At 69.4% G+C, this 26,450-nt stretch carries 27 protein-coding genes; 23 read left to right on the forward strand and 4 right to left on the reverse strand.

The features are described from left to right. Positions 1-42: 42 nt before the first annotated feature. Entirely contained in the window at positions 43-276 is a 234-nt protein-coding gene (locus AB0333_RS03375) for a heavy metal-associated domain-containing protein (RefSeq protein WP_091697476.1), read from the reverse strand. Between the two features lie 173 nt (positions 277-449). Between AB0333_RS03375 and AB0333_RS03380 the strand changes: the two genes are divergently transcribed. From AB0333_RS03380 to AB0333_RS03395, 4 genes are all read left to right on the forward strand, one after another. Beyond that, the gene (locus AB0333_RS03380) at positions 450-1,187 is read left to right on the forward strand and encodes a Crp/Fnr family transcriptional regulator (protein WP_115930692.1); all 738 of its coding nucleotides are present in this window, start codon (positions 450-452) and stop codon (positions 1,185-1,187) included. 75 nt (positions 1,188-1,262) lie between these two features. Beyond that, the gene (locus AB0333_RS03385) at positions 1,263-2,345 is read left to right on the forward strand and encodes an IS630 family transposase (protein WP_366217335.1); all 1,083 of its coding nucleotides are present in this window, start codon (positions 1,263-1,265) and stop codon (positions 2,343-2,345) included. Positions 2,346-2,717: 372 nt separating this feature from the next. Next, the gene (locus AB0333_RS03390) at positions 2,718-3,074 is read left to right on the forward strand and encodes a metalloregulator ArsR/SmtB family transcription factor (protein WP_115930691.1); all 357 of its coding nucleotides are present in this window, start codon (positions 2,718-2,720) and stop codon (positions 3,072-3,074) included. Then, on the forward strand, positions 3,071-3,751 hold the full coding sequence (locus AB0333_RS03395) for a cation transporter (protein ID WP_366217336.1): 681 nt from the start codon (positions 3,071-3,073) through the stop codon (positions 3,749-3,751). The genes AB0333_RS03390 and AB0333_RS03395 overlap by 4 nt, the downstream gene beginning before the upstream one ends. Before the next feature lie 169 nt (positions 3,752-3,920). Here the strand turns inward: AB0333_RS03395 and AB0333_RS03400 are convergent, their stop codons facing one another. Beyond that, positions 3,921-5,225, reverse strand: a complete 1,305-nt coding sequence (locus tag AB0333_RS03400) for an APC family permease (RefSeq protein ID WP_366217337.1) — start codon at positions 5,223-5,225, stop codon at positions 3,921-3,923. 108 nt (positions 5,226-5,333) lie between these two features. On the opposite strand from AB0333_RS03400, the gene aspS reads away from it, so the two are divergent. Together aspS and AB0333_RS03410 are read left to right on the forward strand one after the other, a co-directional pair. Next, positions 5,334-7,184 (forward strand): aspartate--tRNA ligase, encoded by a 1,851-nt coding sequence (gene aspS, locus AB0333_RS03405; protein ID WP_366217338.1) that lies wholly within the window; start codon positions 5,334-5,336, stop codon positions 7,182-7,184. Between the two features lies 1 nt (position 7,185). Continuing rightward, the gene (locus AB0333_RS03410) at positions 7,186-7,398 is read left to right on the forward strand and encodes a hypothetical protein (protein WP_115931364.1); all 213 of its coding nucleotides are present in this window, start codon (positions 7,186-7,188) and stop codon (positions 7,396-7,398) included. 53 nt (positions 7,399-7,451) lie between these two features. On the opposite strand, the gene dtd is transcribed toward AB0333_RS03410, so the two are convergent. After that, positions 7,452-7,904, reverse strand: coding sequence for a D-aminoacyl-tRNA deacylase (dtd, locus tag AB0333_RS03415; protein ID WP_366217339.1), 453 nt, complete (start codon positions 7,902-7,904; stop codon positions 7,452-7,454). Positions 7,905-7,975: 71 nt separating this feature from the next. On the opposite strand from dtd, the gene AB0333_RS03420 reads away from it, so the two are divergent. The 13 genes from AB0333_RS03420 (at position 7,976) to nusB (ending at position 21,390) form a co-directional block, all read left to right on the forward strand. Continuing rightward, on the forward strand, positions 7,976-9,523 hold the full coding sequence (locus tag AB0333_RS03420) for a replication-associated recombination protein A (RefSeq protein ID WP_366217340.1): 1,548 nt from the start codon (positions 7,976-7,978) through the stop codon (positions 9,521-9,523). A 96-nt stretch (positions 9,524-9,619) separates the two neighbouring features. Further along, entirely contained in the window at positions 9,620-10,135 is a 516-nt protein-coding gene (locus tag AB0333_RS03425; RefSeq protein WP_366217341.1) for a general stress protein, read from the forward strand. A 309-nt stretch (positions 10,136-10,444) separates the two neighbouring features. Continuing rightward, a complete protein-coding gene (gene rpsD / locus AB0333_RS03430) occupies positions 10,445-11,071 on the forward strand; it encodes a 30S ribosomal protein S4 (protein WP_159551192.1) in 627 nt (208 codons plus the stop codon). A gap of 223 nt (positions 11,072-11,294) precedes the next feature. Continuing rightward, positions 11,295-11,699, forward strand: coding sequence for a hypothetical protein (locus AB0333_RS03435; RefSeq protein WP_366217342.1), 405 nt, complete (start codon positions 11,295-11,297; stop codon positions 11,697-11,699). Between the two features lie 7 nt (positions 11,700-11,706). Further along, a complete protein-coding gene (gene alaS, locus AB0333_RS03440; RefSeq protein ID WP_366217343.1) occupies positions 11,707-14,466 on the forward strand; it encodes an alanine--tRNA ligase in 2,760 nt (919 codons plus the stop codon). Continuing rightward, positions 14,463-15,002: a Holliday junction resolvase RuvX gene (gene ruvX, locus AB0333_RS03445; protein ID WP_366217344.1), complete on the forward strand. Its 540-nt coding sequence runs from the start codon at positions 14,463-14,465 to the stop codon at positions 15,000-15,002. Before alaS ends, ruvX begins: the two co-directional genes overlap by 4 nt. Beyond that, positions 14,983-16,344, forward strand: coding sequence for an endolytic transglycosylase MltG (gene mltG / locus AB0333_RS03450; RefSeq protein WP_366217345.1), 1,362 nt, complete (start codon positions 14,983-14,985; stop codon positions 16,342-16,344). The genes ruvX and mltG overlap by 20 nt, the downstream gene beginning before the upstream one ends. Further along, complete coding sequence (locus AB0333_RS03455; RefSeq protein ID WP_366217346.1) at positions 16,337-17,260, forward strand: shikimate dehydrogenase; 924 nt, start codon at positions 16,337-16,339, stop codon at positions 17,258-17,260. The genes mltG and AB0333_RS03455 overlap by 8 nt, the downstream gene beginning before the upstream one ends. Positions 17,261-17,311: 51 nt before the next feature. Then, the gene (aroC, locus tag AB0333_RS03460) at positions 17,312-18,556 is read left to right on the forward strand and encodes a chorismate synthase (RefSeq protein WP_366217347.1); all 1,245 of its coding nucleotides are present in this window, start codon (positions 17,312-17,314) and stop codon (positions 18,554-18,556) included. Further along, entirely contained in the window at positions 18,553-19,134 is a 582-nt protein-coding gene (locus tag AB0333_RS03465) for a shikimate kinase (RefSeq protein ID WP_366217348.1), read from the forward strand. The genes aroC and AB0333_RS03465 overlap by 4 nt, the downstream gene beginning before the upstream one ends. After that, positions 19,131-20,264: a 3-dehydroquinate synthase gene (gene aroB, locus AB0333_RS03470; protein WP_366217349.1), complete on the forward strand. Its 1,134-nt coding sequence runs from the start codon at positions 19,131-19,133 to the stop codon at positions 20,262-20,264. Before AB0333_RS03465 ends, aroB begins: the two co-directional genes overlap by 4 nt. 133 nt (positions 20,265-20,397) lie before the next feature. After that, on the forward strand, positions 20,398-20,961 hold the full coding sequence (efp, locus tag AB0333_RS03475; protein ID WP_366217350.1) for an elongation factor P: 564 nt from the start codon (positions 20,398-20,400) through the stop codon (positions 20,959-20,961). Between the two features lie 18 nt (positions 20,962-20,979). Further along, the gene (nusB, locus tag AB0333_RS03480) at positions 20,980-21,390 is read left to right on the forward strand and encodes a transcription antitermination factor NusB (RefSeq protein WP_366217351.1); all 411 of its coding nucleotides are present in this window, start codon (positions 20,980-20,982) and stop codon (positions 21,388-21,390) included. Here nusB and AB0333_RS03485 read toward each other — a convergent pair. Continuing rightward, positions 21,338-22,645, reverse strand: a complete 1,308-nt coding sequence (locus tag AB0333_RS03485) for a PrsW family glutamic-type intramembrane protease (protein ID WP_366217352.1) — start codon at positions 22,643-22,645, stop codon at positions 21,338-21,340. The genes nusB and AB0333_RS03485 overlap by 53 nt on opposite strands. 122 nt (positions 22,646-22,767) lie before the next feature. On the opposite strand from AB0333_RS03485, the gene pyrR reads away from it, so the two are divergent. Genes pyrR through AB0333_RS03505 form a run of 4 tightly spaced genes read left to right on the forward strand, consistent with a single transcriptional unit; the run spans position 22,768 to position 26,400 of the window. Further along, a complete protein-coding gene (gene pyrR, locus AB0333_RS03490) occupies positions 22,768-23,388 on the forward strand; it encodes a bifunctional pyr operon transcriptional regulator/uracil phosphoribosyltransferase PyrR (protein WP_366217353.1) in 621 nt (206 codons plus the stop codon). Further along, on the forward strand, positions 23,385-24,407 hold the full coding sequence (locus AB0333_RS03495) for an aspartate carbamoyltransferase catalytic subunit (RefSeq protein ID WP_366217354.1): 1,023 nt from the start codon (positions 23,385-23,387) through the stop codon (positions 24,405-24,407). Before pyrR ends, AB0333_RS03495 begins: the two co-directional genes overlap by 4 nt. Then, positions 24,404-25,843, forward strand: coding sequence for a dihydroorotase (locus AB0333_RS03500; protein ID WP_366217355.1), 1,440 nt, complete (start codon positions 24,404-24,406; stop codon positions 25,841-25,843). Before AB0333_RS03495 ends, AB0333_RS03500 begins: the two co-directional genes overlap by 4 nt. Continuing rightward, entirely contained in the window at positions 25,840-26,400 is a 561-nt protein-coding gene (locus AB0333_RS03505) for a hypothetical protein (protein ID WP_366217356.1), read from the forward strand. The genes AB0333_RS03500 and AB0333_RS03505 overlap by 4 nt, the downstream gene beginning before the upstream one ends. Positions 26,401-26,450 lie beyond the last annotated feature (50 nt).

Consider the following 26,450-nt stretch of genomic DNA (forward strand, 5'->3'; position numbering starts at 1 on the left):
CGCACGCCCGTGACCGATGGTGATCACGGGCGGACAGGAGGGTCAGAAGGCCGAGGGTGTGGCCTTGTAGCCGGCCTTGGCGATGGCGGCGACGATCTCGTCCACGGAGGTCTTGGACTCGTCGTGGTCGACCTCGATGCGGGCGGTCGCGAAGTGGACCTTCACGGTCGAGACGCCCTGGAGCCGGCCGACCTGCTTTTCGATCTTGGCCACGCAGGACGGGCAGGAGAAGCCCTCGGCGCGGAAGACGGTGTGGGTGGTGGTGGCGGTGGTCATGATGTCCGCTCCCTTCCGGTGTCGGTGTTTCTGATGGACGCTTTCACCGTAGTCAGCAGGCAGATCCGGGGCCTTGACGGACGTCAAGTCCCCGCACGGCGGTGCACCCTGCACCTGTTGCCGAGTCCTGTCCCTGCTTGACGAGCACCGGCCACCGGGCAGAATCAAGGAGTATGCGTACCTTGCCGCTGCGGGAGATCCACCGGGACGAGATCAGCTGCGTGCGCCGGGTGCCGCTGTTCTCCGGACTCACTGAGGACCAGCAGGACCTGGTCGGGGCACTGGCCCGGCCTCTGGTGCTCTCGGCCGGGGAACTGGTGCACGGAGCCGGGGAACGATCACGCCGGCTGTCCGTGGTACACACCGGTCAGGTCAAGCTCAGCCGCACCCTGCCCAGCGGACACCGGCGCCTGATGCGAGTGGCCGGGCCCGGGCAGACCCTGGGCGAGCACGGCTTCCTCACCGGTGGCCCCACGCTCGAGGAGGCCGAAGCGCTGACCGAGACACGCCTCTGCGTGTTCTCCCACGACGACCTCGCCGCTCTCGTGGCCGAGCACCCCAGCATCGCGCTGCAGATGCTGCGCAACCTCGGCCAGCGGCTGGCCGAGACCGAACGCCGTCTGGCACAGAGCACCCTCGAGGTCGACGTCCGGGTCGCCGACTACCTACTGGACCAACCCCTGCTGCGCGAGACCTCAGACTCCGCGCCTGCTACAGCCTCTTCAGCCGTTAGCCCACGGCTGCGGTTACGGCTGAGCAAGAAAGACATCGCCTCGATACTCGGCACCACCCCCGAATCGATGAGCCGGGCCCTGGCACGGCTCACCGCCAGCGGGCTGATCACCGTCGACGCCGACGTCATTACCCTGCTGGATGCGACAGGCCTGGAAGCCCTCCTGGCCCAAGACTGAACATCTCACAGTGAACTCGGCTAGTGTAGCGTGTCGTTAATTGCATTGGGTTTGGCTGGTTGGGAGAATTGCTCCATGGCCAACTACGTGAAACCGCTGCAATTGCGGGATGGAGACCGGCAGAGGCTTGAGGCGATGGTCCGGGGCAAGGACACGAGCGCCTCGATGGGGTTGCGGGCCCGGGCGGTGCTGCTGGCCGCCGATGGCGAGCTGAACATCCGGATCGTGGAGCTGACCGGCTATTCGGAGCCGACGGTCCGGCGTTGGCGCAACCGGTACGCGGAGCTCGGGATCGAGGGCCTGGCCGATGCCCCGCGCCCTGGCAAACCGGTGGTGATCGACGAGCTGGCACTGATCGCCGACACCCTGGCCAACGATGGCGTCCCGCCGGTGGAGCTGGGGATCTCGCAGTGGTCGGCCAGGATCATGGCCGAACGTCACGGGATCTCGTTCGCCTCGGTGGCCAGGATCTGGCGGCGCTGGAAGATCCAGCCGCACCGGATCCAGACGTTCAAGTTCTCCACCGACCCGGAACTGGAGACCAAGCTACGCGACGTGGTGGGCCTGTACCTGTCCCCGCCGGAGAACGCGGTGGTGGTCAGTATCGACGAGAAGACGCAGATTCAGGCCCTCTCCCGCACCCAGCCGGTCCAACCAATGGCCCCGGGCCAACCGCTGGAACACACCCACGACTACAAGCGAAACGGCACGACCACGCTGTTCGCCGCCCTGGACGTGCTCACCGGGAAACTCTGTGCCAGCGATTTCTACCCCAAGCACACCAACATCGAGTTCGTGGACTTCTTAGACCAGGTCGCCGAGGCGAACCCCGGCGTCGAGCTGCACGTCATCGCCGACAACTACGCCACGCACAAGCACCAGAACGTCAGGGACTGGCTGGCCGCCAACCCGCGGGTGACGATGCACTTCACCCCGACCAGCTGCTCGTGGCTGAACATGGTGGAGATCTTCTTCGGCATCATCACCCGCCAATGCCTCAAGCGCAGCAACTTCTCATCGATCCCCGAGCTAGAGGCATCCCTGCGGCGCTACATCGCCAACTACAACAAGAACGCCAAACCCTTCATCTGGACCAAGGGAGCCGACTACCTACTGGGCAAAATGAAACGCAAAGAAACCATTAACACGGAACACTAGTGGGCGTCGGACCGGACGGGGCACGAGACGGGTCCGGGCTGGCGACCCGGTTGGTTCCCGGACCGCAAAGGACACAAGCCCCGTGCCCGCCGAACGACGATCGGCAGCAAGAATAACCATCCGTGCACCCACTCCTGACGTCCGCGTCCTCGGCGTACCGCCGTTCACCCACGTCGGCTGCGGGTGTGTACGGTGGTGGATCGTTAAATGGGAGTCCCGGCACCGCTGCAATTCACGCTCCAACCCTTGCCGTGTGAATCGCAGAGAAAATTGGCGGCTTTCTATTGAAGGTGAATGGGTACAAGGTGCGATGTGAGTTGACCGTGCTGCAGGTGCAGACCATTGTTCAGCCGCGGCTGTATAGTTCAGTCCATGCTGACTATTGCTTCTCGTCTTGACGTGATGAACCGATTGGGCCGGGCGATGGCCGACCCGAACCGGTCGAGGATCCTGCTGATGTTGTTGGACGGACCCGCCTACCCCGCGGAGATGGGCCGGGAGCTGGAACTCTCGCCGTCCAATGTCTCGAACCACCTGGCTTGCCTGCGCGATTGCGGGATCGTGGTGGCCGAGCCGCAGGGCCGCCGGACCCGGTATGAGATCGCCGACCCGCACCTGGGCCGGGCGCTGGCGGCGTTGGTGGAGACGACCCTGGCGGTGGACGCCGGAGCCCCGTGCATTGATTCGGGCTGCACGGTGACTGGTTGCTGCGGCGGGGGTGCTCGATGAGCGCCCCGGTCGTGACCGCCGAGCGGCGGGCCACACTGCACCGCCGGGTGAAGTTCATTGTCGGGTTCACCATCACCTACAACGTCATCGAGGCCATCGTGGCCATCACCGCCGGGACCATGGCTTCGTCCGGCGCACTGATCGGCTTTGGGCTCGACTCGGTGGTGGAGGTCCTCTCGGCCACGGCGGTGGCTTGGCAGTTCACCCGCAAGGACCCCGAACGCTGGGAGCGGGTGACCGTCAAGGTGATCGCGATCGCGTTCTTCGCCCTGGCCGCCTATGTCACAGTCGACTCAATCTCCGCGTTGGCTGGGGCCCAGCAGGTGGACGAGAGCCCGCTGGGCATCGGGATTGCCGCGCTGAGCTTGATCGTGATGCCGGCGCTGGCCTGGTTTGAGTTCCGCACCGGCCGGGAGCTGGACTCCAAGAGCGTGATGGCCGATGCTAAGCAGCTGCTGCTGTGTATCTACCTCTCCGGCACGGTCCTGCTGGGTCTGTTGCTGAACTGGTTGTTCGGCTGGGACTGGGCTGACCCGGTCGCCGCCCTGGTCGTCGCCTTCCTCGCGGTCCGCGAGGGCATGGAGGCCTGGGGCGGGGAGGTCGAATCCCCTTTCGAGACCCTCGGCCACCTGGACCAAGACGACGAGGACGAGGAACGACCACAGGAAGTCTCCTAGGCACCGTTAGAGGAACCCCCACCGGGCAGCCCACCGCTGACCTGCCCGAACGAGAGCTCGCTTCGAACCGTGTCCCGCAAGACCCGTCCGGGGAGATATCCGGTACAGGGGCGCTTACTGACACGCTCGAGAGCGCAACGGCAGTACCAAGTCACCCACCTCACCCACCTCACCCGGCTCGCCGGGACCGAACACGGAGCACCACCAGGCGGCCGAGCAGTCCCACGGCGAACACCGCGAGCATGATGAGCACGGACAGCGCCGGAAGGGTGAAGGCCAACACCAGACAGAGCACGGCACCGGTGAGGTTCAGCCAGCGGGGTGAACGCACCACGCGCTCGGTCAGGGTGAAGGCCGCCAGATTGGAGACGGCGTAGTACACCAGCACGCCGAAGGAGGAGAAGCCCACCACGGTCAGCACATCCGCCGTTAGCAGCAGGACGATCACCACCGCGGCGGCCGCGAGCTGGGCAGCCCACGGGACCGAGGTGCGGGTGGAGACCCGGGCCAGGGGCCGCGGCAGGTCACCCTCGCGGGCCATGGCCAGCCCCGTGCGGGAGATCCCTGCCACGAGGTTGAGCAGAGAACCCAGGCTGGCCAGCGCCGCCCCGCCCACGGCGAGCCAGAGCCAGTCCGGGCCGAAGAGTAGGCCCACGGCGTCCCGGACGGGTGCTTCCGAGCCCGCCAGTCCGTCCTCGCCGAGGACGCGGGTCAGGCTCCAAGCCAGCATTCCGTAGAGCACCAGCGTGAACCCCAGGGCACCCATCACCGCGCGGGGGATCGTCCGGCGGGGATCGCGGACCTCCTCACCCATCGTCGCGATCCGGGCGTATCCTGCGAAGGCGAAGAACAGCAGCCCCGCCCCCTGCAGCACACCCAGGAACGAAGGATTCACCGGTGCAGCCGAACCGGCCGGGGGAGCGGGTGAGCCGGCGTCGGGCCCGTAGGCCAGGCCCGCCACGATGACCAGGGCGAGGATCAGCAGCACCGGAACCAGGATGGCCACCGTGGCCTGCACTGTCCGGGTGATCCCGAGCAGGTTCACACCGGTCAAGAGCACGACGGCGGCGATCGCCACCCAGCGTGCGGTCCAGTCCGTCTCCGGCGCCACATAGAGACCGACGGTGTAGGCCATGGCGGCGATGGACGCGGACTTTCCGGTGACGAAACCCCAGCCGGCCAGGAAGCCGGCCCACTCACCGAGCTGCCGGCGGCCGAAGGTATAGGCGCCGCCGGAGGTCGGGTGCACGGCTGCTAATTGTGCCGTGGAGATGGCATTGAGCCAGGCCGTCACCCCGGCCACCAGCAGGGCGGCCATCAACAGCCCGCCGGCCTGCGCAGCGGCCAGCCCGAGCGCGGTGAACACTCCGGCTCCGACCATGGAACCGACACCGATGATCACGGATCCGGGCAGCCCCAGGCGTCGTTCGAGGGAGCCACCTGTGGACACTGGTCGTGACGGTCGAAGAGGCATGCGCTCCACCCACTAGAATCATCCGGGAACCGGTCTGCCCTGATGGGCTGAACCAGTGATACCACCCCCACAGAACATCCCGGTGAACCGGGACCGGAAGGACCTGAAGTGCTGCGCACCCACCAGCTGGGCGAACTCAACGCCTCGCTCATCGGACAGACCGTCACCGTGACCGGATGGGTGGCACGCCGCCGTGACCACGGTGGGGTGGCCTTCGTGGACCTGCGCGATGCCTCCGGCTTCGCCCAGGTGGTGGTGCGGGACGAGAAGGACTTCGATCCGCTGCGCAACGAGTTCGTCCTGCAGGTCACCGGCACGGTGGAACGCCGCCCCGAGGGTAACGAGAACCCGGCTCTGCCCTCCGGCGAGATCGAGCTCATCGCGGACACCGTGACCGTGCTTAACGCCGCCGCTCCGCTGCCGTTCCAGATCGACGAGCACGTGGAGGTCGGTGAGGAGGCCCGGCTGCGCCACCGCTACCTGGACCTGCGCCGCCCGGAGCCGGCCCGCATCATGCGCCTGCGCTCCGAGGTCAACCGCACCGCCCGCAACCTGCTGCACGAGGAGGGGTTCATCGAGGTCGAGACCCCGACCCTGACCCGCTCCACCCCCGAGGGCGCCCGCGACTTCGTGGTCCCGGCCCGACTCTCGCCCGGCTCCTGGTACGCCCTGCCCCAGTCCCCGCAGCTGTTCAAGCAGCTGTTGCAGGTCGGCGGCATCGAGAAGTACTTCCAGATCGCACGCTGCTACCGGGACGAGGACTTCCGCGCCGACCGCCAGCCGGAGTTCACGCAGCTGGACATCGAGGCCTCCTTCGTGGAGCAGGACGACGTGATCGCCCTCGGCGAGAAAATTGTGAAATCGGTCTGGTCGCTGGTCGGAGTGGATGTGCCGACCCCGATCCGCCGCATGACCTACCGCGAGGCGATGGAGAAGTACGGCTCGGACAAGCCGGACCTGCGCTTCGGCCTCGAGCTGACGGACCTCACCGAGTACTTCGCGGACACCCCGTTCCGCGTGTTCAAAGCACCCTACGTGGGTGCCGTGGTCATGCCCGGCGGCGCCTCCCAGCCGCGCCGCACCCTGGACGCCTGGCAGGAATGGGCCAAGCAGCGCGGGGCTCGCGGCCTGGCCTACGTGCTCATCCAGGAGGACGGATCGCTGACCGGCCCGGTCTCCAAGAACATCTCCGAGGAGGAGAAGGCCGGCCTGGCCGCCGCCACCGGCGCCAACCCGGGTGACTGCATCTTCTTCGCCGCCGGCGAGACTAGCCCCTCCCGCGCCATCCTCGGCGCCGCGCGCGTGGAGATCGGCCACCGCGTCGGCCTGATCAAGGACGCCGGCCCGGACGTGACCGCTGCCGAGGCCGACTGGGCGTTCGTGTGGGTTGTGGACGCCCCCATGTTCGAGCCCGCCTCGGAGGCCGTGGCCTCCGGTGACGTCGCAGTGGGCTCCGGTGCCTGGACCGCGGTGCACCACGCCTTCACCTCGCCGAAGCCCGAGTTCATGGACACCTTTGACACGGATCCGGCCAGCGCTCTCTCCTACGCCTATGACATCGTGGTCAACGGCAACGAGGTGGGCGGCGGCTCCATCCGTATCCACCAGGGCGAGGTCCAGGAGCGGGTGTTCAAGCTCATGGGCCTGGACGAGGAGTCCGCGCAGTCCAAGTTCGGCTTCCTCCTGGAGGGCTTCAAGTACGGCGCCCCGCCGCATGGCGGCATCGCGTTCGGCTGGGACCGCATCGTCGCCCTGCTGGCCGGCACCGAGTCCATCCGGGATGTCATCGCGTTCCCGAAGACCGGCAACGGCTATGACCCCCTGACCGCCGCCCCGGCGCCCATCACGGACCAGCAGCGCAAGGAGGCCGGTGTGGATGCCACGCCGGAACCGAAGGAGGCCGCCCCGGAGCAGGGGACGAAGGCCGCCCAGGACTCGCCCGATACCACGGGGGCCTGACATGGCGCCCGAGGGTGAGCAGGATCAGCGCCGGGACAGTGTTCCGCCGACGGCGGTGCGGCTGCTGCCGGTCCTGATCGTCACCTTCGCGCTGAACGTGCTGATCGACCAGTCCACGGAATGGCCGATGCTGCTGCGCTGGGGCATCGCCCTGGCCGGCGGCATCGCGGCGCAGTTCGTCGTGGTGCGCCTCTGGTCTTCGCGCCAGCGGTGATGTCTACCCGGTGACGGTCACCCAGTGACGTCCACGCGGTGACCGCCGGCGGGTCAACCCCGCCGCCGTCCCGCCAGGTCCTCGCTGTCCACCCACACGGTGAAGGGGCCCGAGTTGACCAGGGCCACGTCCATGACGGCCCCGAAGACCCCGCGCTCCACCGGCACGCCCAGCGCCTCCAAAGCGGTGATGAACCGCTCGTACAGCGGCTCGGCCTGATCGCCCTTCGCGGACCGCGTCCACGAGGGCCGGCGTCCTTTCCGTACATCCCCGTACAGGGTGAACTGGCTGACCACGAGGGCGGCGGCACCGGCCCCGACGAGGGAGTCCTCGCCGTCGAGGATGCGCAGGTGCGCCACCTTCTCGGCCAATTGCACGGCCTCCGCCTCGGTGTCCTGGACCGAGACCCCCAGCAGCACCACGAGCCCGGGGGAGTCCAGGCGCCCCGTCACCCGGCCCTCGACGGTCACGGTCGCGGACGTTGCCCTCTGCAGCACAGCTCTCATGGCTCCATTCTCCCCGCGTTCTCCCCGCCCCGGGCGCCCAGCCCGTCCGGGGCGGCGGCTAGGCTGGGCCGGTGAGTGATTTGTTCAGTGTGCTCGGTGGCGGGGACCATGACGGTGACGGCGAATCGGACACCCCGGACGACGACGGCGCCTCCTCGGGCGGCCGGGACCGCCCCAGTGCCCCTTTGGCCGTGCGCATGCGTCCGCGCACCGTCGACGAGGTCGTCGGCCAGCAGCACCTGCTCCACGTCGGCTCGCCGCTGCGCAAGCTGGCGGAAGGGGCGGCCGGCGGCCGAGCCGGCCGTGGTGCCGGGCCGTCTTCGCTCATCCTCTACGGACCACCCGGCACGGGCAAGACCACCCTGGCGACCGTGATCGCCCGCGGGCCGGGCCGCAAGTTCGTGGAGCTGTCCGCCATCAACGCCGGCGTCAAGGACGTGCGGGCGGTCATGGACCAGGCGCTGAATGATCGGGACCTCTACGGCCGGACCACGGTGCTGTTCCTAGACGAGATCCACCGGTTCAACAAGGCCCAGCAGGATGCACTGCTGCCCGGGGTGGAGAACCGGTGGGTGGTCCTGGTGGCCGCGACCACCGAGAACCCGTCCTTCTCCGTGGTGGCGCCGCTGCTGTCCCGGTCCATCATGCTCACGCTCAAGCCGCTCACGGACGCGGACATCGGCGGCGTCCTGGACCGTGCGGTCGCTGACGAGCGGGGACTCAACGGCACGGTTGTGCTGGAGGACGAGGCCCGCGAGTACTTGGTGCGCATGGCCCAGGGCGATGCCCGCCGGGGGCTGACCACCCTGGAGGCCAGCGCCGGCGTGGCCCTGGACCGGTGGGAGGCGGCCGGCCTCGACGAAGCAGGCGAGTCCGGCGAGTCCGGCGAGTTGGGGGACCGCGCCGAACTGCCCTCGATCAGGCTCCAGGACGCGGCGCAGGCCATGGACCGTGCGGTGCTGCGCTATGACAAGGCCGGTGACCAGCACTACGACGTCATCAGCGCGTTCATCAAGTCGATCCGCGGTTCGGACGTCGATGCCTCCCTGCACTACCTGGCACGGATGCTGGAGGCGGGGGAGGACCCGAGGTTCATTTCCCGGCGTCTGATCATCTCGGCCTCCGAGGACATCGGGATGGCCGATCCGACCGCACTGCAGACCGCCGTCGCGGCGGCCCAGGCAGTCCAGCTCATCGGCATGCCGGAGGGGCGGCTGGTCCTGGCTGAGGCCACGGTGCACCTCGCCACCGCACCCAAGTCCAACGCCTCCTACGCCGCCATCAACGAGGCCGTGGCGGACGTCCGCGCTGGGCTGTCCGGGGAGGTGCCGCCCCACCTGCGGGACGCCCACTACCCGGGGGCGGCCGGTCTGGGCCACGGCAAGGGGTACATCTACTCCCATGACGCCCAGCATTCGGTGGCCCGGCAGCAGTACCTGCCAGATTCGTTGCGCGGCAAGGACTACTACCGCCCCAAACAGAACGGCGTGGAACGGAACCTGGGGGAGAGGGTGCAGCACCTGCGGTCGATCATCCGGGGCACTCCACCACCGGCATCACCGACATCACCGGCCCCACCGGCGACACCGGCCTCCGACCAGAGCGATTCCAGCACGTAGGCCTCTAAGCTGGGGGTGTCCGTACCCGCCAGGACCGCGGTTCGGAGTCGGGCCACGTGAAGTGGCCCACCGGCCGCGGAGATTGGAGTATCCACCATGTCCACTCCCGCGAACAACCCGGCCAGCCGGCTCGTGCCGAACACCGCCGAGGTCGACTATCGGATCCTCAAGTCGGTGGCCGCCTACGAACAGGCTCAGGAACTGGTGGACCGCCTCTCCGACGGGGGCTTCCCCGTGGAGAAGACCAGGATCGTCGGGACCGGCCTGCGGAGCGTCGAGCAGATCACCGGCCGGCTGACCACGGGCCGGGCCGCCCTCCAGGGTGCGTTGACCGGCCTGTGGTTCGGTTTGATGATCGGCCTGCTCTTCCTCATCCTGGCCCCGGCCGCCGGCTGGCTCATGATCCTGTTGATGACCCTGGGCTTCGGCGCGGTATGGGGTGCGATCTTCGGAGCGCTCGGCCACGCGGCCACCCGAGGCCGCCGGGACTTCTCCTCCGTCCAGGTCATGGAGGCGGAGTCCTACGATGTGCTCGTGGAGGCCACCCACATCAACCAGGCCGCACAGGTCGCCAACGGGCAGCCCATGCCGGAACAGGGGCCGGAGGCCTAGTCTCCGATCCGGGCCCGTCGTGGGCCCGGCGGTCCGGGGCACGGGGCGGAACTGGTAGACTCGTCTGCTGTCTGGCAAGCGCCGCCAGTTCTCCCTGTGCTCCTCCGGCTTGTTCCGGCCGTGCGGGGAGGCCCCGTCCGGGTCCTGCGGCGCTGTAGCAATGACGGGCAGCGGCATGCCCCTCAGCTCTCCCGAAGGACGCACGGGAGGCCAGGTTCCGGTCCACCCTTGTCACACCGCGGGAGCCCCCGCCTCGTGTCAGGACCGGAGACAAACCAGAACTGTGCCGCCTGACAAGAAAGGTCCCTCGTGGCTTCCAACCTCCGTACCCGCCGCACCGTGCGCCACTCGCGCGCACTCGGCATTGCCCTGACCCCCAAGGCCGAGAAGTACATGGAGCGCCGTCCGTACGGTCCCGGCCAGCATGGCCGTGCCCGTCGCAAGGCGGACTCCGACTACTCGGTGCGCCTGAAGGAAAAGCAGCGTCTGCGCGCCCAGTACAACATCCGCGAGGCACAGATGCGCCGCTACTTCGAAGAGGCCAAGCGCACCTCGGGCCTGACCGGTGAGAACCTGGTCGAGCTGCTCGAGATGCGTCTGGACGCCCTCGTGCTGCGCTCCGGCTTCGCCCGCACCATCCAGCAGGCCCGCCAGATGGTCGTGCACCGCCACATCATGGTGGACGGCGCCCGCGTGGACCGCCCGTCCTTCCGCGTGAAGGAGGGCCAGCTGATCCACGTGCACGAGCGTTCGGAGAAGATGGTCCCCTTCCAGATCTCCGCCACCGGTGCCCACCAGGACGTCCTGCCGGCCGTCCCGGGTTACCTGGACGTCGAGATCGACAAGCTGCAGTCCAAGCTGTCCCGCCGCCCGAAGCGCTCCGAGGTCCCCGTGACCTGCGAAGAGCAGCTCGTGGTCGAGTACTACGCACGCTGATCCCGTCCGGATCTGCTGCGGCGGAAACTGCCTGAGAACCCGGCGTCCCCTCCAGGGGACGCCGGGTTTCGGCTTTAAGGAAGTTCATGGACGGGCCGCGGGCCCGGCCGCCCACCCCGGCCTCCGAACGCCGGCCGCCGGGGCCGGCGTCGGGCGCTGATGTTCCACGCTGGGGCCGCGGCCCCGGTAGGGTGGACCAGGCACTGAACCGAAAGGAAATCCCGTGATCAAGCGCGTAATGCTGGTGGGAGTGGGGGCAGCCGTCGGCTGGCTCGGACACACCGTCTTCAGCAAGGGACGTGACGCCGCAGCCGTGCGGGCCGAGGAGACGATCCGTCACACGCTGAACCCGGAGAACATCGGGCGCAACGCCGGACAGGCCGCGGCCACCGCCCTGGCCGCCAGTGCCCGCTCCTTCGCGTATCAGCTGCGCGAGGAGGTGCCGGCCTGGAAGACGATGTCATCGTCCTTGACCGACCCGGCCCCGCCGCAGGGGCAGTCCCGGGGTCCGGGCACTGCCGCCACGGACGTCCCGGATGCCGCGCACACCACCATCACGGGTACCGCCACCGAAGCCCCCGCGGAGAGGCCCACCGCCCGACCCGCCGATCCCCGAAAGCAGTCGTAGAGCAGTCATGAAGTCCCAGGACATCGCCAGCCGCTGGCTGGATTTCTTCGCCCAGAAGGACCACTCCGTCGTTCCCTCGGCATCGTTGGTCTCCCCGGATCCGTCGTTGCTGTTCACCATCGCCGGCATGGTCCCCTTCATCCCGTACTTCCTGGGCCAGGAGACCCCGCCCTACCAGCGGGCCACCACCGTGCAGAAGTGCATCCGCACCGCGGACATCGAAGAGGTCGGCAAGACGGTCCGCCATGGCACCTTCTTCCAGATGTGCGGCAACTTCTCCTTCGGGGACTACTTCAAGGAGAAGGCGATCCCCTATGCCTGGGAGCTGCTGACCACCGCCCAGGACCAGGGCGGTTTCGGCCTGGACCCCGAGCGGCTGTGGGTCACGGTGTACGAGGAGGACGACGAGGCCGAGCGCATCTGGCGCGAGGAGGTCGGCTTCCCGGCCGAACGCATCCAGCGCCTGGGCAAGGAGGACAACTACTGGCACACCGGCCAGCCCGGCCCCGGTGGCCCGGACTCGGAGATCTTCTACGACCGGGGGCCGGAGTACGGCCGCGAGGGTGGCCCGTCCGCGGACGAGAACCGCTACATGGAGATCTGGAACCTGGTCTTCATGCAGTACCAGCTCTCCGAGGTCAACTCGCAGACCGACTTCACGGTGGCCGGCGAGCTGGACCACAAGAACATCGACACCGGGCTCGGCCTCGAACGTCTCGCCATGATCCTGCAGGGCGTGGAGAACATGTACGAGACGGACCAGGTCCGCCCCGTCCTGGACCGCGCCGCCGCGCTGGCCGGCAAGGAGTATTCCTCCACCGAGGATGCCACGGACCCGCGCTACACGGACGACGTGCGCCTGCGGATGATCGCCGACCACGTCCGTTCCGCGTTGATGCTCATCACGGACGGTGTGGTGCCCGGCAATGAGGCCGGCGGCTACGTGCTGCGCCGCCTGATCCGCCGTGCCGTGCGGGCCATGCGCCTGATGGGCGTCACCGATCCGGTGCTGCCCGAGCTGCTGCCGGTCTCCCGTGACGCCATGAAGGGCACCTACCCGGAGGTCGAGCGGGACTTCGACCGCATCTCCCGGATCGCGTACAACGAGGAGAAGGCGTTCCTGCGGACCATCACCGCCGGCACGGCCCGGATGGACTCGGCCGTCACGGCCGCGAAGTCCGCCGCCCGCGCCGCCGGAGGGGAAAGCGGCACGACGGCCGGCATCTCCGGTGCTGACGCGTTCGAACTGCATGACACCTACGGGTTCCCCATCGACCTCACCCTCGAGATGGCCGAGGAGGCCGGGGTGGTCGTGGACGAGGCCGGCTTCCGCGAGCTCATGACCGAGCAGCGCAACCGTGCCCGCCAGGACGCCAAGTCCAAGAAGTCCGGACACGTGGACTCCTCGGCCTATCGCCAGCTGCAGGCGGAGGGGGACACCGTCTTCACCGGCTACACCGAGCACACCACCGAGGCCCGCATCCGGGGGCTGCTGAGCGGCGGCCAGCGGGTCAGCTCCGCCACCGCCGGGCAGGAACTCGAATTGGTGCTGGACGCCACGCCCTTCTACGCCGAGTCCGGGGGCCAGGCCGCTGACACCGGTCTCATCACCGGTGACGGTTTCGTCCTGGAGGTCCTCGACGTCCAGTCCCCGGTCCGCGGCCTGAGTGTGCACCAGGTCAAGGTCGTCGAGGGCGAGGTGCCGGCTGGCGCCACCGCCGTCGGCGCCATCGACCTGCAGCGGCGCCTGGACGCCCAGAAGGCCCACACCGGCACGCACCTGGTCCATGCCGCACTCCACCAGATCCTCGGCCCGGAGGCCACGCAGTCCGGTTCCTTCAACAAGGAGGGGTACCTGCGGTTCGACTTCCGCTGGGGCGAGGCCATGAGTGAGATGGCCCGGTCCGAGGTCGAGGAGGTCTCCAACCTGGCCATCCGGGACAACCACCCCGTGCTCACGCGGGAGATGGGCCTGGACGAGGCGCGCGAACTCGGGGCGATGAGCCTGTTCGGCGAGAAGTACGGAGACCGCGTGCGCGTGGTCGAGGTCAACGGCGCCTGGTCGCGCGAGCTGTGCGGCGGCACCCACGTGGGCGCCACGGCGGAGATCGGCTCCCTGGCCCTGCTCGGGGAGCAGTCCGTGGGTTCGGGCAACCGCCGCGTCGAGGCCCTCGTCGGCCTGGACGCCTTCCGCCACCTGGCCACCGAGCGCACGCTCGTCAATGAGCTGACCGGTCTGCTCAAGGTCCCGGCCGACCAGGTCAAGGACCGCGTCGCCGGCACCCTGGCCCGGCTCAAGGAGGTCGAGAAGGAATTGGCCGTCCTGCGCTCGGCCCAGCTGCAGGCCGAGGCCGGCCGCCTCGTCGAGAACGCCGTGGCGGTGTCCGGGCCCGGCGCCAGCGTCACGGTCCTGGCGCACGACGCCGGCCCGGTCGGCTCGGGCGATGAGCTGCGGACCCTCGTGCTGGACCTGCGCTCCCGGTTGGAGAACCAGTCCGGCAACGCCGCGGGCACCCCGGTGGTGGTGGCCATGGCCGGGACCGCCAAGGGCCGTCCGCTCGTGGTGATTGGCACCAACCAGGCCGCCCGCGAGTCCGGCCTGAAGGCCGGCGCCCTCGTCAAGACCGCCTGCGGAGTGCTCGGCGGAGGCGGCGGCGGCAAGGACGACGTGGCCCAGGGCGGCGGCCAGGACGCCGCCCGGATCGATGACGCCCTGGTGGCCGTGCGGACGGCGATCGAGTCGACGGTCGGGGCCGCAGGCGCGTGAGCGGTGCACTGCAGCGTGGGGTCCGGCTCGGGGTCGACGTCGGCAAGGCCCGCGTCGGCCTCGCCGCCTCGGACCCGGACGGCATCCTGGCCACTCCGGTGAAGACGCTGCGGCGGGACCTCAAGAAGGGGTTCGACCGGCGGCTGATCGTCCGGGAGGCCCTGGAGCGGGCGGCCGTGGTGGTCTACGTCGGGTCGCCGGTGAACATGCAGGGCCGCTCCACGGAATCCACCGAGGATGCCCACCGCTATGCCGAGGACCTGGCGGCGGAGTTGCTCGCGGCCGGAAGCCCGGCCCGGGTGCACCTCGTGGACGAACGCCTCAGCACCGTCACGGCACACCGGCAGCTGCATGAGGCCGGCCGGGGGAGCCGGACCCACCGCGAGGTCGTGGACCAGGTGGCGGCGGTGCAGATACTCGAGCAGGCGCTGAATATGCAACAATCACTCCAGCGGGACGCCGGGCGCCCCGTGCTAGTTCCTGCGCCAGAAGGACCAGAGGGAGAGGACGGAACACGTGGCCGATCTGACTCCTGACGATCCGACTCCTGACGATCCCCGGAACCCGCAGTCCCCGCTGACCCGGCGCGAACTGCGCCGCCGCGAGGAGGCCCGTCGGTCAGAGCACGAGGCCGGCCTGGACGAGGACCGTCGCGAGTATCCGCAGGCCGAGTCCCCCGAGGGTCCTGCTGAGCGCCTCACCACGGACGGGACCCCCGTGATCGTCCGTCCCTCCGGCCGCAAGGGTTACCAGACCGTCACCGTCAACCGGGACCGCTCCCTGAATGCCGAGAAGCAGGCGAAGAAGGAAGCGCGCCGGAAGCGGCGCCGCCGCCGCAACATCGCCCTGACCGCGGCCTTCGCCGCATTCGTGGTGCTGGTGGCGGGACTGTCCTTCGCATTGAAGGCCATCCTGCCGGATCCAGTGGCCGAGGACTACTCGGGCCCCGGCGGTGCGGAGGTGGTGTTCTCCGTCAATGAGGGTGAGGGGGCCATCGCCATCGGGAACCGCCTCGCGGACGAGGACATCGTGGCCAGCAGCGCCGCCTTCATCGAGGCCGTCAACCAGTCGCGGTCGGAGAACACCATCCAGCCGGGAGAGTATCCGCTGCGGAAGCAGATGAAGGCCGCGGACGCTGCGGCCATCCTCCAGCGCGACGGTGAGGGCCAGGTCCACTACGTGGCGGTGAACCGCGGCATGCGCCTGGGTGAGGCCATGAGCGCCGTCAGCGAGTCCACGGGCATCTCCGTCCAGGACCTGGAGGCGGCCGCGGCGGACCCCACTGACTTCGGGCTTCCCGCCGAGGCCCCCAGCCTGGAGGGTTATCTGGCGCCGGGGGAGTACCGCTTCCCCGTGGACGCCGAGCCGGCCGAGATCTTCGCCATGATGATCGAGCCGACCATGGCCGAGCTCGAGGAGCAGGGGATCACGGACGAGTCCGAGCAGTTCCGCACGGTCACGATCGCCTCCATCCTCGAGGCCGAGGCGCTGACGGACGACTACCCGATCGTCGCCGGCATCATTGAGAACCGCCTGGATCCGTCCAACGAGGAGACCGGGGGTTACCTGCAGATCGATGCCACGGTGATCTACGGGCTCGGACAGCGCCAGCTGCAGTTCTCGGAGGAGGACAAGCAGGACGCCTCGAATGAGTACAACACCTATGCCCACCGCGGCCTGCCGCCCGGACCCATCGGCGCCCCGTCCACCCAGGCACTGGATGCGGCCGCGCACCCGGAGGACAACGACTACTACTACTGGGTGACCACCAACATCGAGACCGGCGAGACGAAGTTCGCAGAGGACTATGCCCAGCACCGCATCTACCAGCAGGAATACCGCGACTACTGCGCCGACAACGCGGAGATCTGTGGTTAGGCCGTCCGCCGGAGTCCTCGGCCACCCCATCTCGCACTCGAAGTCACCGGCCCTTCACCGGGCGGCCTACCGTGCCTTGGGCCTGGACGTCGCCTACGACGCCCATGACGTGACACCGGAGGCGTTGCCCGCCTTCATGGCCGGCCTGGACCGGAGTCCGGGGACGGGCTTCGACTGGCTTGGGTTCTCGGTCACCATGCCGCTGAAGTCCGCGATGATGCCGCTGGTGGACCGCTACTCGCCGCGGGCCGAGCGGCTCGGTTTCCTCAACACCGTCGTCTGGGACGGGGAGGGGATCTCCACGGCCTACAACACGGACGTGGAGGGCATCGTCGAGTCGCTCGTCTTCGCCGGCTACCAGCGTGAGGTGACCGGCGGGCGGATGGGCATCCTCGGCGGTGGCGGGACCGCCGCGGCGGCCATCGCCGCCGCACAGAAGCTGGGGCTGGCCGGCGTCGACCTGTTCGTCCGCACCCCGGCCAAGGCCGCCGAGCACGCCGAACTCGCGAGCGGCTTCGGCCTGACCCCGCACATCCGGCTGCTGGAGGACTTCCCGACGGCGGCCCGCGGCTTCCGCGCCGTGGTCGCCACGCTGCCCCCCCGCGCCGCGGACCCCACCGCCGGGGCCCTGGCCACGGCTCTGTCCGGAGCATCGACCGCGGAGTCAGCGGCGACTACTGGAACGTCGCCGTTGCCTCCCCTGCTGGACGCCGCCTACGACCCGTGGCCGTCCGCGCTGGCGCGGTCCTGGCAAGAACAGGGGGGCCAGGTGGTCAGTGGCCTGGAGATGCTGCTGTACCAGGCCGTCGAACAGGTCCGCCTGTTCACGGAGCGGATCCGCCCGGAGGGGACGGAGCCCGACTGGCCCGCCGTCATCGCCGCGATGGCCGCCGCCATTGACCTGCCGGAGCGCTGAACCCGGTCACACGGTCCGGAACCCCGTGCGGACCATGAGAGAATCGAATCCATGGTGCGCTGGTTGACAGCGGGCGAATCACATGGGCCCGCACTCGTTGGAATCATTGAAGGGATGCCCGCAGGCATCCCCCTGACCACCTCTATGGTGCAGGACGCCCTGGCGCGCCGGCGCCTGGGCTACGGCCGTGGTGCCCGCATGAAGTTCGAGCAGGACCAGGTGACCCTCGTCGGCGGCGTCCGCCACGGTTCCACCCTGGGCTCGCCGGTGGCCATCGAGATCGCCAACACCGAATGGCCCAAGTGGGAGAAGGTCATGTCGGCCGATCCCGTGGACGCGGACGAACTCGACGGCTTGGCCCGCAACGCCGCCCTCACCCGGCCACGCCCCGGCCACGCCGACCTGGCCGGCATGCAGAAGTACGGCTTCGATGAGGCCCGTCCCCTGCTGGAGCGCGCCTCCGCCCGGGAGACCGCGGCGCGCGTGGCCCTCGGCACCGTGGCCTCGTCCTTCCTGGCGGAGCTGGGCATCCGCACCGTCTCCCACACCACGGCGGTCGGCACGGTGTCCGTGCCGGAAGGCGCCGAACTGCCCGGGCCGGACGACGTGACCGCGTTGGACGCCGATCCGCTGCGGTGCTTCGAGAAGTCCACCTCGGACGCCATGGTCGCCGAGGTCGACGCCGCCCACAAGGAGGGCGAGACCCTCGGCGGTGTCGTGGAGGTCCTGGCCTACGGCGTGCCCGTGGGCCTGGGCAGCCATGTGCACTGGGACCGCCGTCTGGACTCACTGCTCTCCGGCGCCCTCATGGGCATCCAGGCCATCAAGGGGGTCGAGGTCGGCGACGGTTTTACCACGGCCGCCCGCCGCGGCACCGCCGCGCACGACGAGATCGTCCGCGGCCCCGACGGGTATCCGATCCGCACCTCCAACCGGGCCGGCGGCATCGAGGGCGGCATGAGCACCGGGGGAGTGGTCCGCGTGCGCGCGGGCATGAAGCCGATCGCCACCGTTCCCAAGGCCCTGCGCACCGTGGATACAGCCACCGGCCAGGACACGAAGGCCCACCACCAGCGCTCGGACGTGTGCGCTGTGCCGGCAGCCGGCGTCGTGGCCGAAGCCATGGTCTGCCTCGTCCTCGCCCAGGCCGTCCTGCAGAAGTTCGGAGGAGACTCCGTGGCGGAGACCAAGCGGAACCTCGACTCCTTCGTGGCGTCGCTCGAACCGTTGCCGGTCTCGGACGCGGACGCAGTGGACGAGCTGGCCGCCTCGCCCATGGGTGACCCGCTGCAGTGAGTTCCGCAACCGGCGGCGGCCCTGGCTGGTCACCTGGCCGGCGGATCGTGCTCGTGGGGCCCATGGGGTCCGGCAAGTCGACCGTCGGACTGGTCCTGGGCCGCAGGCTCGGCCTGCAGCGGCTGGATGCCGATGACCTCTTCGTGGCCCAGCACGGCGCCATCTCGGAGTATTTCTCCCACCATGGTGAACCGGCCTTCCGCCAGGCCGAGGAGAACGTCATCGGAGAGGTCCTCTCCCGTGCCGAACCCTGCATCCTCTCCCTGGGCGGGGGAGCGGTGCTCAGCGCCCAGACCCGCGACCGGCTGCGGCACGGGTCCCATGTCGTCTACCTGACGGTCGCGGAGGGCGCGGCCCTGGCCCGGCTCAACGGCGGCCTCGGCCGACCGGTCCTCGCGGGGGACCCCGGCCGCACCTGGCGCCGCATCCTCGCCGAACGCCACGCCTTGTACCGTGAGGTGTCGCAGTGGACGGTGGACACCACCGGCCGCTCCACCGAAGACCTCGCCACCCACATCATCCACCTCGTCCGTGAGGCCGAGACCACCACCCCGATCACAGGAGCTGTCCATCCATGACTGAGCCGAACACCCCGTCCACCGAACCCGTCCCGGACGATGCCACCGTCATCCCCGTGGCCGGCGGATCGGGGTCAGCGGGCACCGGTGGCTACGACGTCGTGGTGGGCAAGGGCCTGCTGGGACGCCTGCCGGACATGCTCGGTCCCTCGGTCCGCCGCGTCCTGGTCATCCACCCCCGGGCACTGCGGGCCACCGGTGACGTGGTCAAGGCGGATCTGGAGACGGCCGGCTTCCAGGCTCTCACCGCGGAGATCCCGGACGCCGAGGAGGGCAAGCACATCCAGGTCGCGGCGTTCTGCTGGCAGGTCCTCGGCCAGAACGACTTCACCCGCTCGGACGCCGTGGTGTCCGTGGGCGGCGGCTCCGTCTCCGACGTCGCCGGCTTCGTGGCGGCCACCTGGCTCCGCGGGGTCCGCGTGGTGCACTTCCCCACCACCCTCCTGGGCATGGTCGATGCCGCCGTGGGTGGCAAGACCGGCATCAACACCGCCGAGGGCAAAAACCTGGTGGGAGCGTTCCACCCGCCCGCCGGCGTGCTCGCGGACCTGGACACGCTGCTGACCCTGCCCCCGAACGAGCTGGTGTCCGGACTCGCGGAGGTCGTCAAGTGCGGCTTCATCGCGGACCCGGAGATCCTCACCATCATCGAGTCCTCTCCGGAACAGGCCCAGAACCCGCACTCGGCCCAGCTGCGGGAACTCATCGAACGCTCGATCGCCGTCAAGGCCCACGTGGTGTCCAGTGACCTGCGGGAGGCTGGCGCGCGAGAGATGCTGAACTACGGCCACACCCTGGCCCACGCCATCGAGCTGGCCGAGCGCTACCAGTGGCGGCACGGGGCCGCCGTGTCCGTCGGCCTGGTGTTCGCGGCCGAGCTGGCGCGTTCCGTCGGACGCCTCGACGATGCCACCGCCGATCGTCACCGCACGATCCTCGAGTCGCTCGGCCTGCCGACGTCGTACTCCTCCGGCCGCTGGGAGACGCTGCTGGACGGCATCCGCCGGGACAAGAAGAACCGCGGCGACCAGTTGCGGTTCGTCCTCCTGGACGGCCTGGGCAAGCCGACCACCTATGACGTCCCGGACGCCTCGCTGCTGTTCGCGACGTACCAGGAGATTGCGGAGTAACCGCCGGGTGATCGCCGAGCGAACCCGGCCATGATCCGGGGACCGGCCCCATCACCTAGAATGGTCGACTGGACTTCCAGCGAGACCCGCCGACGCCATCGACTGGCCCCTTACCGACAGACGGAGATTGACAGTGGCAACCAGCAACGACATCAAGAACGGCACCGTGCTGAAAATGGACGGCCATCTGTGGAACGTCATCGAGTTCCAGCACGTGAAGCCGGGCAAGGGCGGGGCGTTCGTCCGCACCAAGATCCGGAACATCACCACCGGCAAGCTGGTGGACAAGACCTTCAACGCCGGCGCCAAGATTGAGACCGCCACCGTGGACCGCTCGGACTACGAGTACCTGTACCAGGACGGCGAGGATTACATCTTCATGGACACGGACACCTACGACCAGATCCCGGTGAACCCGGCGGTCGTGGGCACCGCCGCCAACTTCATGCTGGAGAACCAGAAGGTCACCATCGCCATGAACGAGGGCACCCCGCTGTACCTGGACATGCCGCCGTCGGTGGTCCTGGAGATCACCTACACCGAGCCGGGCCTGCAGGGTGACCGGTCCTCCGCCGGCACCAAGCCCGCGACCCTCGAGACCGGCTACGAGATCCAGGTCCCGCTGTTCGTGGACCAGGGCACCAAGGTCAAGGTGGACACCCGCTCGGGTGACTACCTCGGCCGCGTGAACGACTGACGGGACGACTGACCAACTGTGAGCGCACGAGGCAAAGCCCGGAGGCGCGCGCTGGAGGTCCTCTTCGAGGCCGAACAGCGCGGGACCACTCCGGATGAGGGCGTCACCTCCCGACGGACATCCACGGCACAGGTGATCAACCCGTACACCGTGGAGATCATCCAGGGTGTGGTGGCCGAACAGGAGCGGATCGACGAGATCCTGTCCTCCTACGCCCAGGGCTGGACCCTGGACCGCATGCCGGCAGTGGACCGCGCCATCCTGCGGATCGGTGCCTGGGAACTGCTGTTCAACGATGAGGTCCCGGATCGCGTGGCCGTGGCCGAGGCGGTCACGATCGCCAAGGAACTGTCCACCGACGATTCCCCGGACTACGTCAACGGCCTGCTCGGCCGGATCCAGCAGCTGAAGCCGACCCTGCTGGACTGACCGGGCCACCGGGCCTGATCGCGCCGAAGAGCTCCCGCCGCTGCCGGACCGTGTCCTGCAGCAGCCGGAGCTCTTCGGCGCTGTTGGCCTGGACATCGTGGCCCCGTTCGATCCGGTGCCGCAGGGCGGCCAGGCGCAGGGCGGTCCGCTCGAAGGCGCGGTGCTGATTCCGAACCCCGTGCCCGCTGGCCCACCGGCGGCCCTGCCGCCGTCCCGGGGCCGTGCCGAAGAGGGCGATCTCCTCCGGCCACAGCCACCCCGCCACCCCGTAGCGGTCCAGCATGCCCTGGGTCAGGCGGCGCTCGGCCCGCAATAACAGCACGACGGCGGCGACCGCCGCGATGAACAGCGGGACCTGCAGCACGAGGTAGAACGTGAAGAAGTCGTCGAAGATCAAGGCCAGGCCGCCGTTCCACAGGAAGTGCCCGACCATGGCCGGGACCAGCCCCACCAGGAACCAGCCGATCCAGCTGACCCGGCTGAGCCGGCCCCGGGTGGCCCGCCGATGCGCCGCCACCCCCAGGAAGAACCCGATCCACACGGTGAACAGCACGTGGGCGAAGGGCGAGAACAACCCCCGCAACACGAAGGTGAACGCCAACTCGGTGCCCCATCCGGCCTCGGTGTAGGCCGTGCCGAAGTACAGGATGTTCTCCGTGAAGGCGAAGCCGGCCGCCACCATGCCGGCGTAGACGACCCCGTCCACGGGTCCGTCGAAGTGCCGGCGGGCAGCCAGGAAGATCACCACGAGTCCGGCGCCCTTCATGGTCTCCTCGATCACCGGGGCCTGCACCACCGCCCCGAAGGTCTCCGAGTCCAGCGAGGACAGCCCGCCGAAGGTCTCCATGAACACCTCGCCCAACGAGAGGGTGCCGAACACGGACACCCCGGCTCCCCACAGGAAGGCGAAGACCAGCCAGCCCCGGGGCTCGGGATCCCACCGGTCGATCCACAGCAGGGCGGCCACCACGATGGCCAGGGGTACCAGTGCCAGCAGCCCGACCACGAAGAGCGTCTCGGTGCCCAGGGCGTCGACCAGGAACAGGGTCACCAGGGCACCGACGGCCGAGGTCGCCACGAGCAGGGCGACGCCCCAGGCGTGGGAGCGTCGGCTGCGCCGCGCGATCAGCTGCGCCGGGGGATAGGCTGCCGGCGATGGGCCACCGGCTCCCGGGAGGCCGGCCGGGGGCACCGGTCCGGGCCCGTGCGACCCGGACGATGGGTCGGGTGCGGGGAGGTTCACCGGCTGCGTCATGGAACCATCCTGACACCTGGTCACCCCGCCGCGGTGATAGTGTTGACGCCGGACCAAACACACCCCACCCAGGGTTGCGTTTCCTTTAAGTTCCGTCCTGTGAGGCGGGGAAGGAGGCATGTGTGCAGGCTGAGAGCCGCGCTGTGCGCACCGTCCGGAATGTCCTTTCCGCGGCGGACATCGACCGGGCGCTGACCCGGATCGCCCACGAGATCCTCGAATCCAACCGCGGCCCCGCCGGCCTGGTCATCCTGGGCATCCCGCGCCGCGGCGTCCCCCTCGCCGAGCGATTGGCCCGCAAGCTCGCCCGGATCGAACCGGGCTTCGACGCCGGCACCTCGACCGGTGAGCTGGACGTCACCCTCTACCGGGACGACCTGCGCCGCTCCACCTCCCGCACCCCCGCGCCCACCCGACTGCCGGGCACCGGAATCGACGGGGCCACCGTGGTGCTCGTGGACGATGTGCTGTACTCCGGGCGGACCATCCGTGCCGCCCTGGACGCCTTGAACGACTTCGGCCGCCCGGCCGCCGTCCGCCTCGCCGTCCTCGTGGACCGGGGCCACCGTGAACTGCCGATCCGCGCGGACTTCGTGGGCAAGAACCTGCCCACCTCTACCGCCGAGCGGGTTCAGGTCCGCCTCGTGGAGATCGACGGGCCGGACGGCACCGCCGAGGTGACCGAGGACGCCGTCTCGATCACCGACCGCGCGGAGGCCGGCGTCCGGGGTGAGGCCCGGTGAAGCACCTGCTGTCCACCCAGGACCTCTCCCACGCTGACGCACTGCGCATCCTCGACACCGCCGAGGAGATGGCCACGGTCTCCGGCCGCGAGGTCAAGAAGCTTCCCGCCCTGCGCGGCCGCACCGTCGTCAACCTCTTCCTGGAGGACTCGACCCGGACCCGGATCTCCTTCGAGGCCGCGGCCAAGCGTCTGAGCGCGGACGTCATCAACTTCTCCGGGAAGGGCACCTCCGTCTCGAAGGGCGAGTCCCTGAAGGACACCGTCCAGACCCTCGAGGCCATCGGCGCCGACGCGATCGTGATGCGCCACTGGGGCTCCGGAGCGGCTGCCCAGCTCGCCGACTCCGGCTGGATCCGGTCCGCCGTGGTCAATGCCGGGGACGGCACCCACGAGCATCCCACGCAGGCCTTGCTGGACGCCTTCACACTGCGCCGCCGCCTGGCGGTGCGGAACGGGACCGCGCCGCATGGCACGGACCTGGCCGGCCTGAAGGTCGTCATCGTCGGGGACATCCTGCACTCCCGGGTGGCCCGCTCCAACCTGTGGTTGCTGACCACCCTCGGGGCCGAGGTCACCCTGGCCGCCCCGCCGACCCTGGTCCCGGTGGGGGTGGGGGACTGGCCCTGCACCGTGACGTACTCGCTCGACGAGGCCCTGGCGGGTGCGCCGGATGCCGTGATGATGCTCCGCGTCCAGTCCGAGCGGATGCATGACGCATTCTTCCCCTCCGCCGCCGAGTACACCCGGTCCTGGGGACTGACGGATGAGCGGCTCGGGATGCTGGACGCCAACGGCGTGGAGGACGCGGTCATCATGCACCCCGGCCCCATGAACCGCGGCCTGGAGATCTCCGCGGCGGCCGCGGACTCCGCGCGCAACACGGCCCTGGAGCAGGTCGCCAATGGCGTCTCCGTCCGGATGGCCGTGCTGTATCTGCTGCTGTCGGCCTCCGACAGTTCCGATCAGTCCACCCCGTCCACCCCGACCGCACCGTTCGACCGGAAGGCCACCGCATGAGCGCCACGTTTGACCACCGCAACCGGTACCTCATCTCCGGCGGCACCCTGCCGGACGGCACCATGGCGGACGTCCTCATCGAGGACGGCCTGCTGGCCGCCGTCGGGCCGGACGCCCGGACGCGCGCCGGGGCCACGCCGGAGTCAGGGGCAGGAGCAGGGGCCGGAACGGCCGAGGTGATCGACGCCACCGGCCGCATTCTCCTGCCGGGGCTCGTGGACCTGCACACCCATTTGCGTCAGCCCGGCCGCGAGGACGCGGAGACCGTGGAGACGGGCACCCGCGCCGCCGCCCTCGGCGGTTTCACCTCGGTCCACGCCATGGCGAACTCCACGCCGGTCGCGGACTCGGCCGGCGTCGTCGAGCAGGTCTGGCAGCTGGGCCGTGAGGCCGGCTGGTGCGACGTCCACCCCGTGGGTGCCGTCACCGTGGGCCTGGGGGGCGAACGCCTGGCAGAACTCGGCGCCATGGCGCAGTCGCGGGCGGAGGTCCGGGTGTTCTCCGACGACGGCATGTGTGTCTGGGACCCGGTGCTGATGCGCCGGGCGCTGGAGTACGTCAAGGCCTTCGACGGGGTGATCGCCCAGCACGCCCAGGAGCCGAGGCTCACCGATGGTGCCCAGATGAATGAGGGCGCCCTGTCCTCGGTCCTGGGCCTGGCCGGCTGGCCCGCCGTGGCGGAGGAGGCCATCATCGCCCGGGACGTGCTGCTGGCCCAGCATGTGGGTTCCCGGCTGCACGTCTGTCACGTCTCCACCGCCGGCTCCGTGGAGATCATCCGCTGGGCCAAGGAACGTGGGATCGAGGTCACTGCCGAGGCGACCCCGCACCACCTGTTGCTGACCGAGGAACTCGTCCGCACCTACAACCCGGTCTACAAGGTCAACCCGCCGCTGCGCCGCGAGCAGGACGTGATGGCGTTGCGTGAGGGCCTGGCGGACGGCACGATCGACACCATCGGCACCGACCATGCGCCGCACACCGCGGAGACCAAGGAATGCGAGTGGACGGTCGCGGCCATGGGCATGACCGGCCTGGAGACCGCTTTGCCGGTGGTCCAGCAGGCGCTCGTGGACACCGGCCTGATGGACTGGGCGGGGATCTCCCGGATCCTCAGCTCGACGCCGGCCCGCATCGCCCGACTGGCGGACCAGGGCCGGATCTCCCCGGAGGGCGTCTTCGAGGTCGGCGCCCCCGCCAACCTCACCGTCTACGACCCCACGGTCACCCGGACCGTGGATCCGGAGTCGCATGCCACCAAGGCCCGCAACAGCCCCTTCCGGGGGATGGAGTTGCCCGGCCAGGTCACCGATGTCTTCAACCACGGGCACCCGGTGGTCCGGGACCGCGCCCTGGCCACGCCCCGATCGCAGCACCAGCAGAACCAGCACCAGCAGAACCAGCACCAGCAGCAGACAGGAAGCGCCCAGCAGTGAACGATGATTTCAGCGCCGAGTACACCCTCATCGGGTTCCTGACCGGCCTCGGACTGGTGGTGGTCGTGGTCCTCATGTGGTGGGGATGGCGCAACCGCAAGCGACGCCAGCAGGACATCCCGGCCCCGGCGCCCGTGCCGGCCGAGGTACTGGAGTCCGAGCCCCTCGCCGGCGCCGAGGGCATGTATGTCACCACGGTGCGCGGGCAGGACTACCTGGACCGGGTCGCCGTCCATGACCTCGGCCTGCGCACCAACGCCCGCCTGGAGGTGCACCCCTCCGGCGTGGCCGTGCTGCGGGAAGGCGGGGCCAACCTGTTCATCCCGCAGGCCGATCTCCGCCACGTCCGCCTCGACTCCGGCATGAGCGGGAAGTTCGTGGAGAAGGGCGGGCTGCTGGTGGTCTCGTGGACGCTGGGGACCCACGAGGTCTCCACCGGATTCCGGACCCGCGCGGCCGATGACCGAGATCCGCTCCTGACCGCCATCCAGTCCTTGGTCGAGGGAGAGCCTCCGGCCACCCCGACGACCAGCTCCGTGGCCGCGCCGGACGCCTAGACGACCGATGCAGCCCACGCCGCACGACTACCCCACACACCCGCAGACAC

Origin of the sequence: Citricoccus sp. NPDC079358 (genome assembly GCF_040702545.1) — a bacterium.
Taxonomy (GTDB): Bacteria; Actinomycetota; Actinomycetes; order Actinomycetales; family Micrococcaceae; genus Citricoccus.

What these genes read in the sequence shown, in the direction of transcription:
- AB0333_RS03375 (WP_091697476.1), bottom strand. Translation starts at nt 276, where the DNA reads ATGACCACCGCCACCACCACCCACACCGTCTTCCGCGCCGAGGGCTTC.
- AB0333_RS03380 (WP_115930692.1), top strand. Translation starts at nt 450, where the DNA reads ATGCGTACCTTGCCGCTGCGGGAGATCCACCGGGACGAGATCAGCTGC.
- AB0333_RS03385 (WP_366217335.1), top strand. Translation starts at nt 1,263, where the DNA reads ATGGCCAACTACGTGAAACCGCTGCAATTGCGGGATGGAGACCGGCAG.
- AB0333_RS03390 (WP_115930691.1), top strand. Translation starts at nt 2,718, where the DNA reads ATGCTGACTATTGCTTCTCGTCTTGACGTGATGAACCGATTGGGCCGG.
- AB0333_RS03395 (WP_366217336.1), top strand. Translation starts at nt 3,071, where the DNA reads ATGAGCGCCCCGGTCGTGACCGCCGAGCGGCGGGCCACACTGCACCGC.
- AB0333_RS03400 (WP_366217337.1), bottom strand. Translation starts at nt 5,225, where the DNA reads ATGCCTCTTCGACCGTCACGACCAGTGTCCACAGGTGGCTCCCTCGAA.
- AB0333_RS03410 (WP_115931364.1), top strand. Translation starts at nt 7,186, where the DNA reads ATGGCGCCCGAGGGTGAGCAGGATCAGCGCCGGGACAGTGTTCCGCCG.
- dtd (WP_366217339.1), bottom strand. Translation starts at nt 7,904, where the DNA reads ATGAGAGCTGTGCTGCAGAGGGCAACGTCCGCGACCGTGACCGTCGAG.
- AB0333_RS03425 (WP_366217341.1), top strand. Translation starts at nt 9,620, where the DNA reads ATGTCCACTCCCGCGAACAACCCGGCCAGCCGGCTCGTGCCGAACACC.
- alaS (WP_366217343.1), top strand. Translation starts at nt 11,707, where the DNA reads ATGAAGTCCCAGGACATCGCCAGCCGCTGGCTGGATTTCTTCGCCCAG.
- aroC (WP_366217347.1), top strand. Translation starts at nt 17,312, where the DNA reads ATGGTGCGCTGGTTGACAGCGGGCGAATCACATGGGCCCGCACTCGTT.
- aroB (WP_366217349.1), top strand. Translation starts at nt 19,131, where the DNA reads ATGACTGAGCCGAACACCCCGTCCACCGAACCCGTCCCGGACGATGCC.
- AB0333_RS03485 (WP_366217352.1), bottom strand. Translation starts at nt 22,645, where the DNA reads ATGACGCAGCCGGTGAACCTCCCCGCACCCGACCCATCGTCCGGGTCG.
- AB0333_RS03500 (WP_366217355.1), top strand. Translation starts at nt 24,404, where the DNA reads ATGAGCGCCACGTTTGACCACCGCAACCGGTACCTCATCTCCGGCGGC.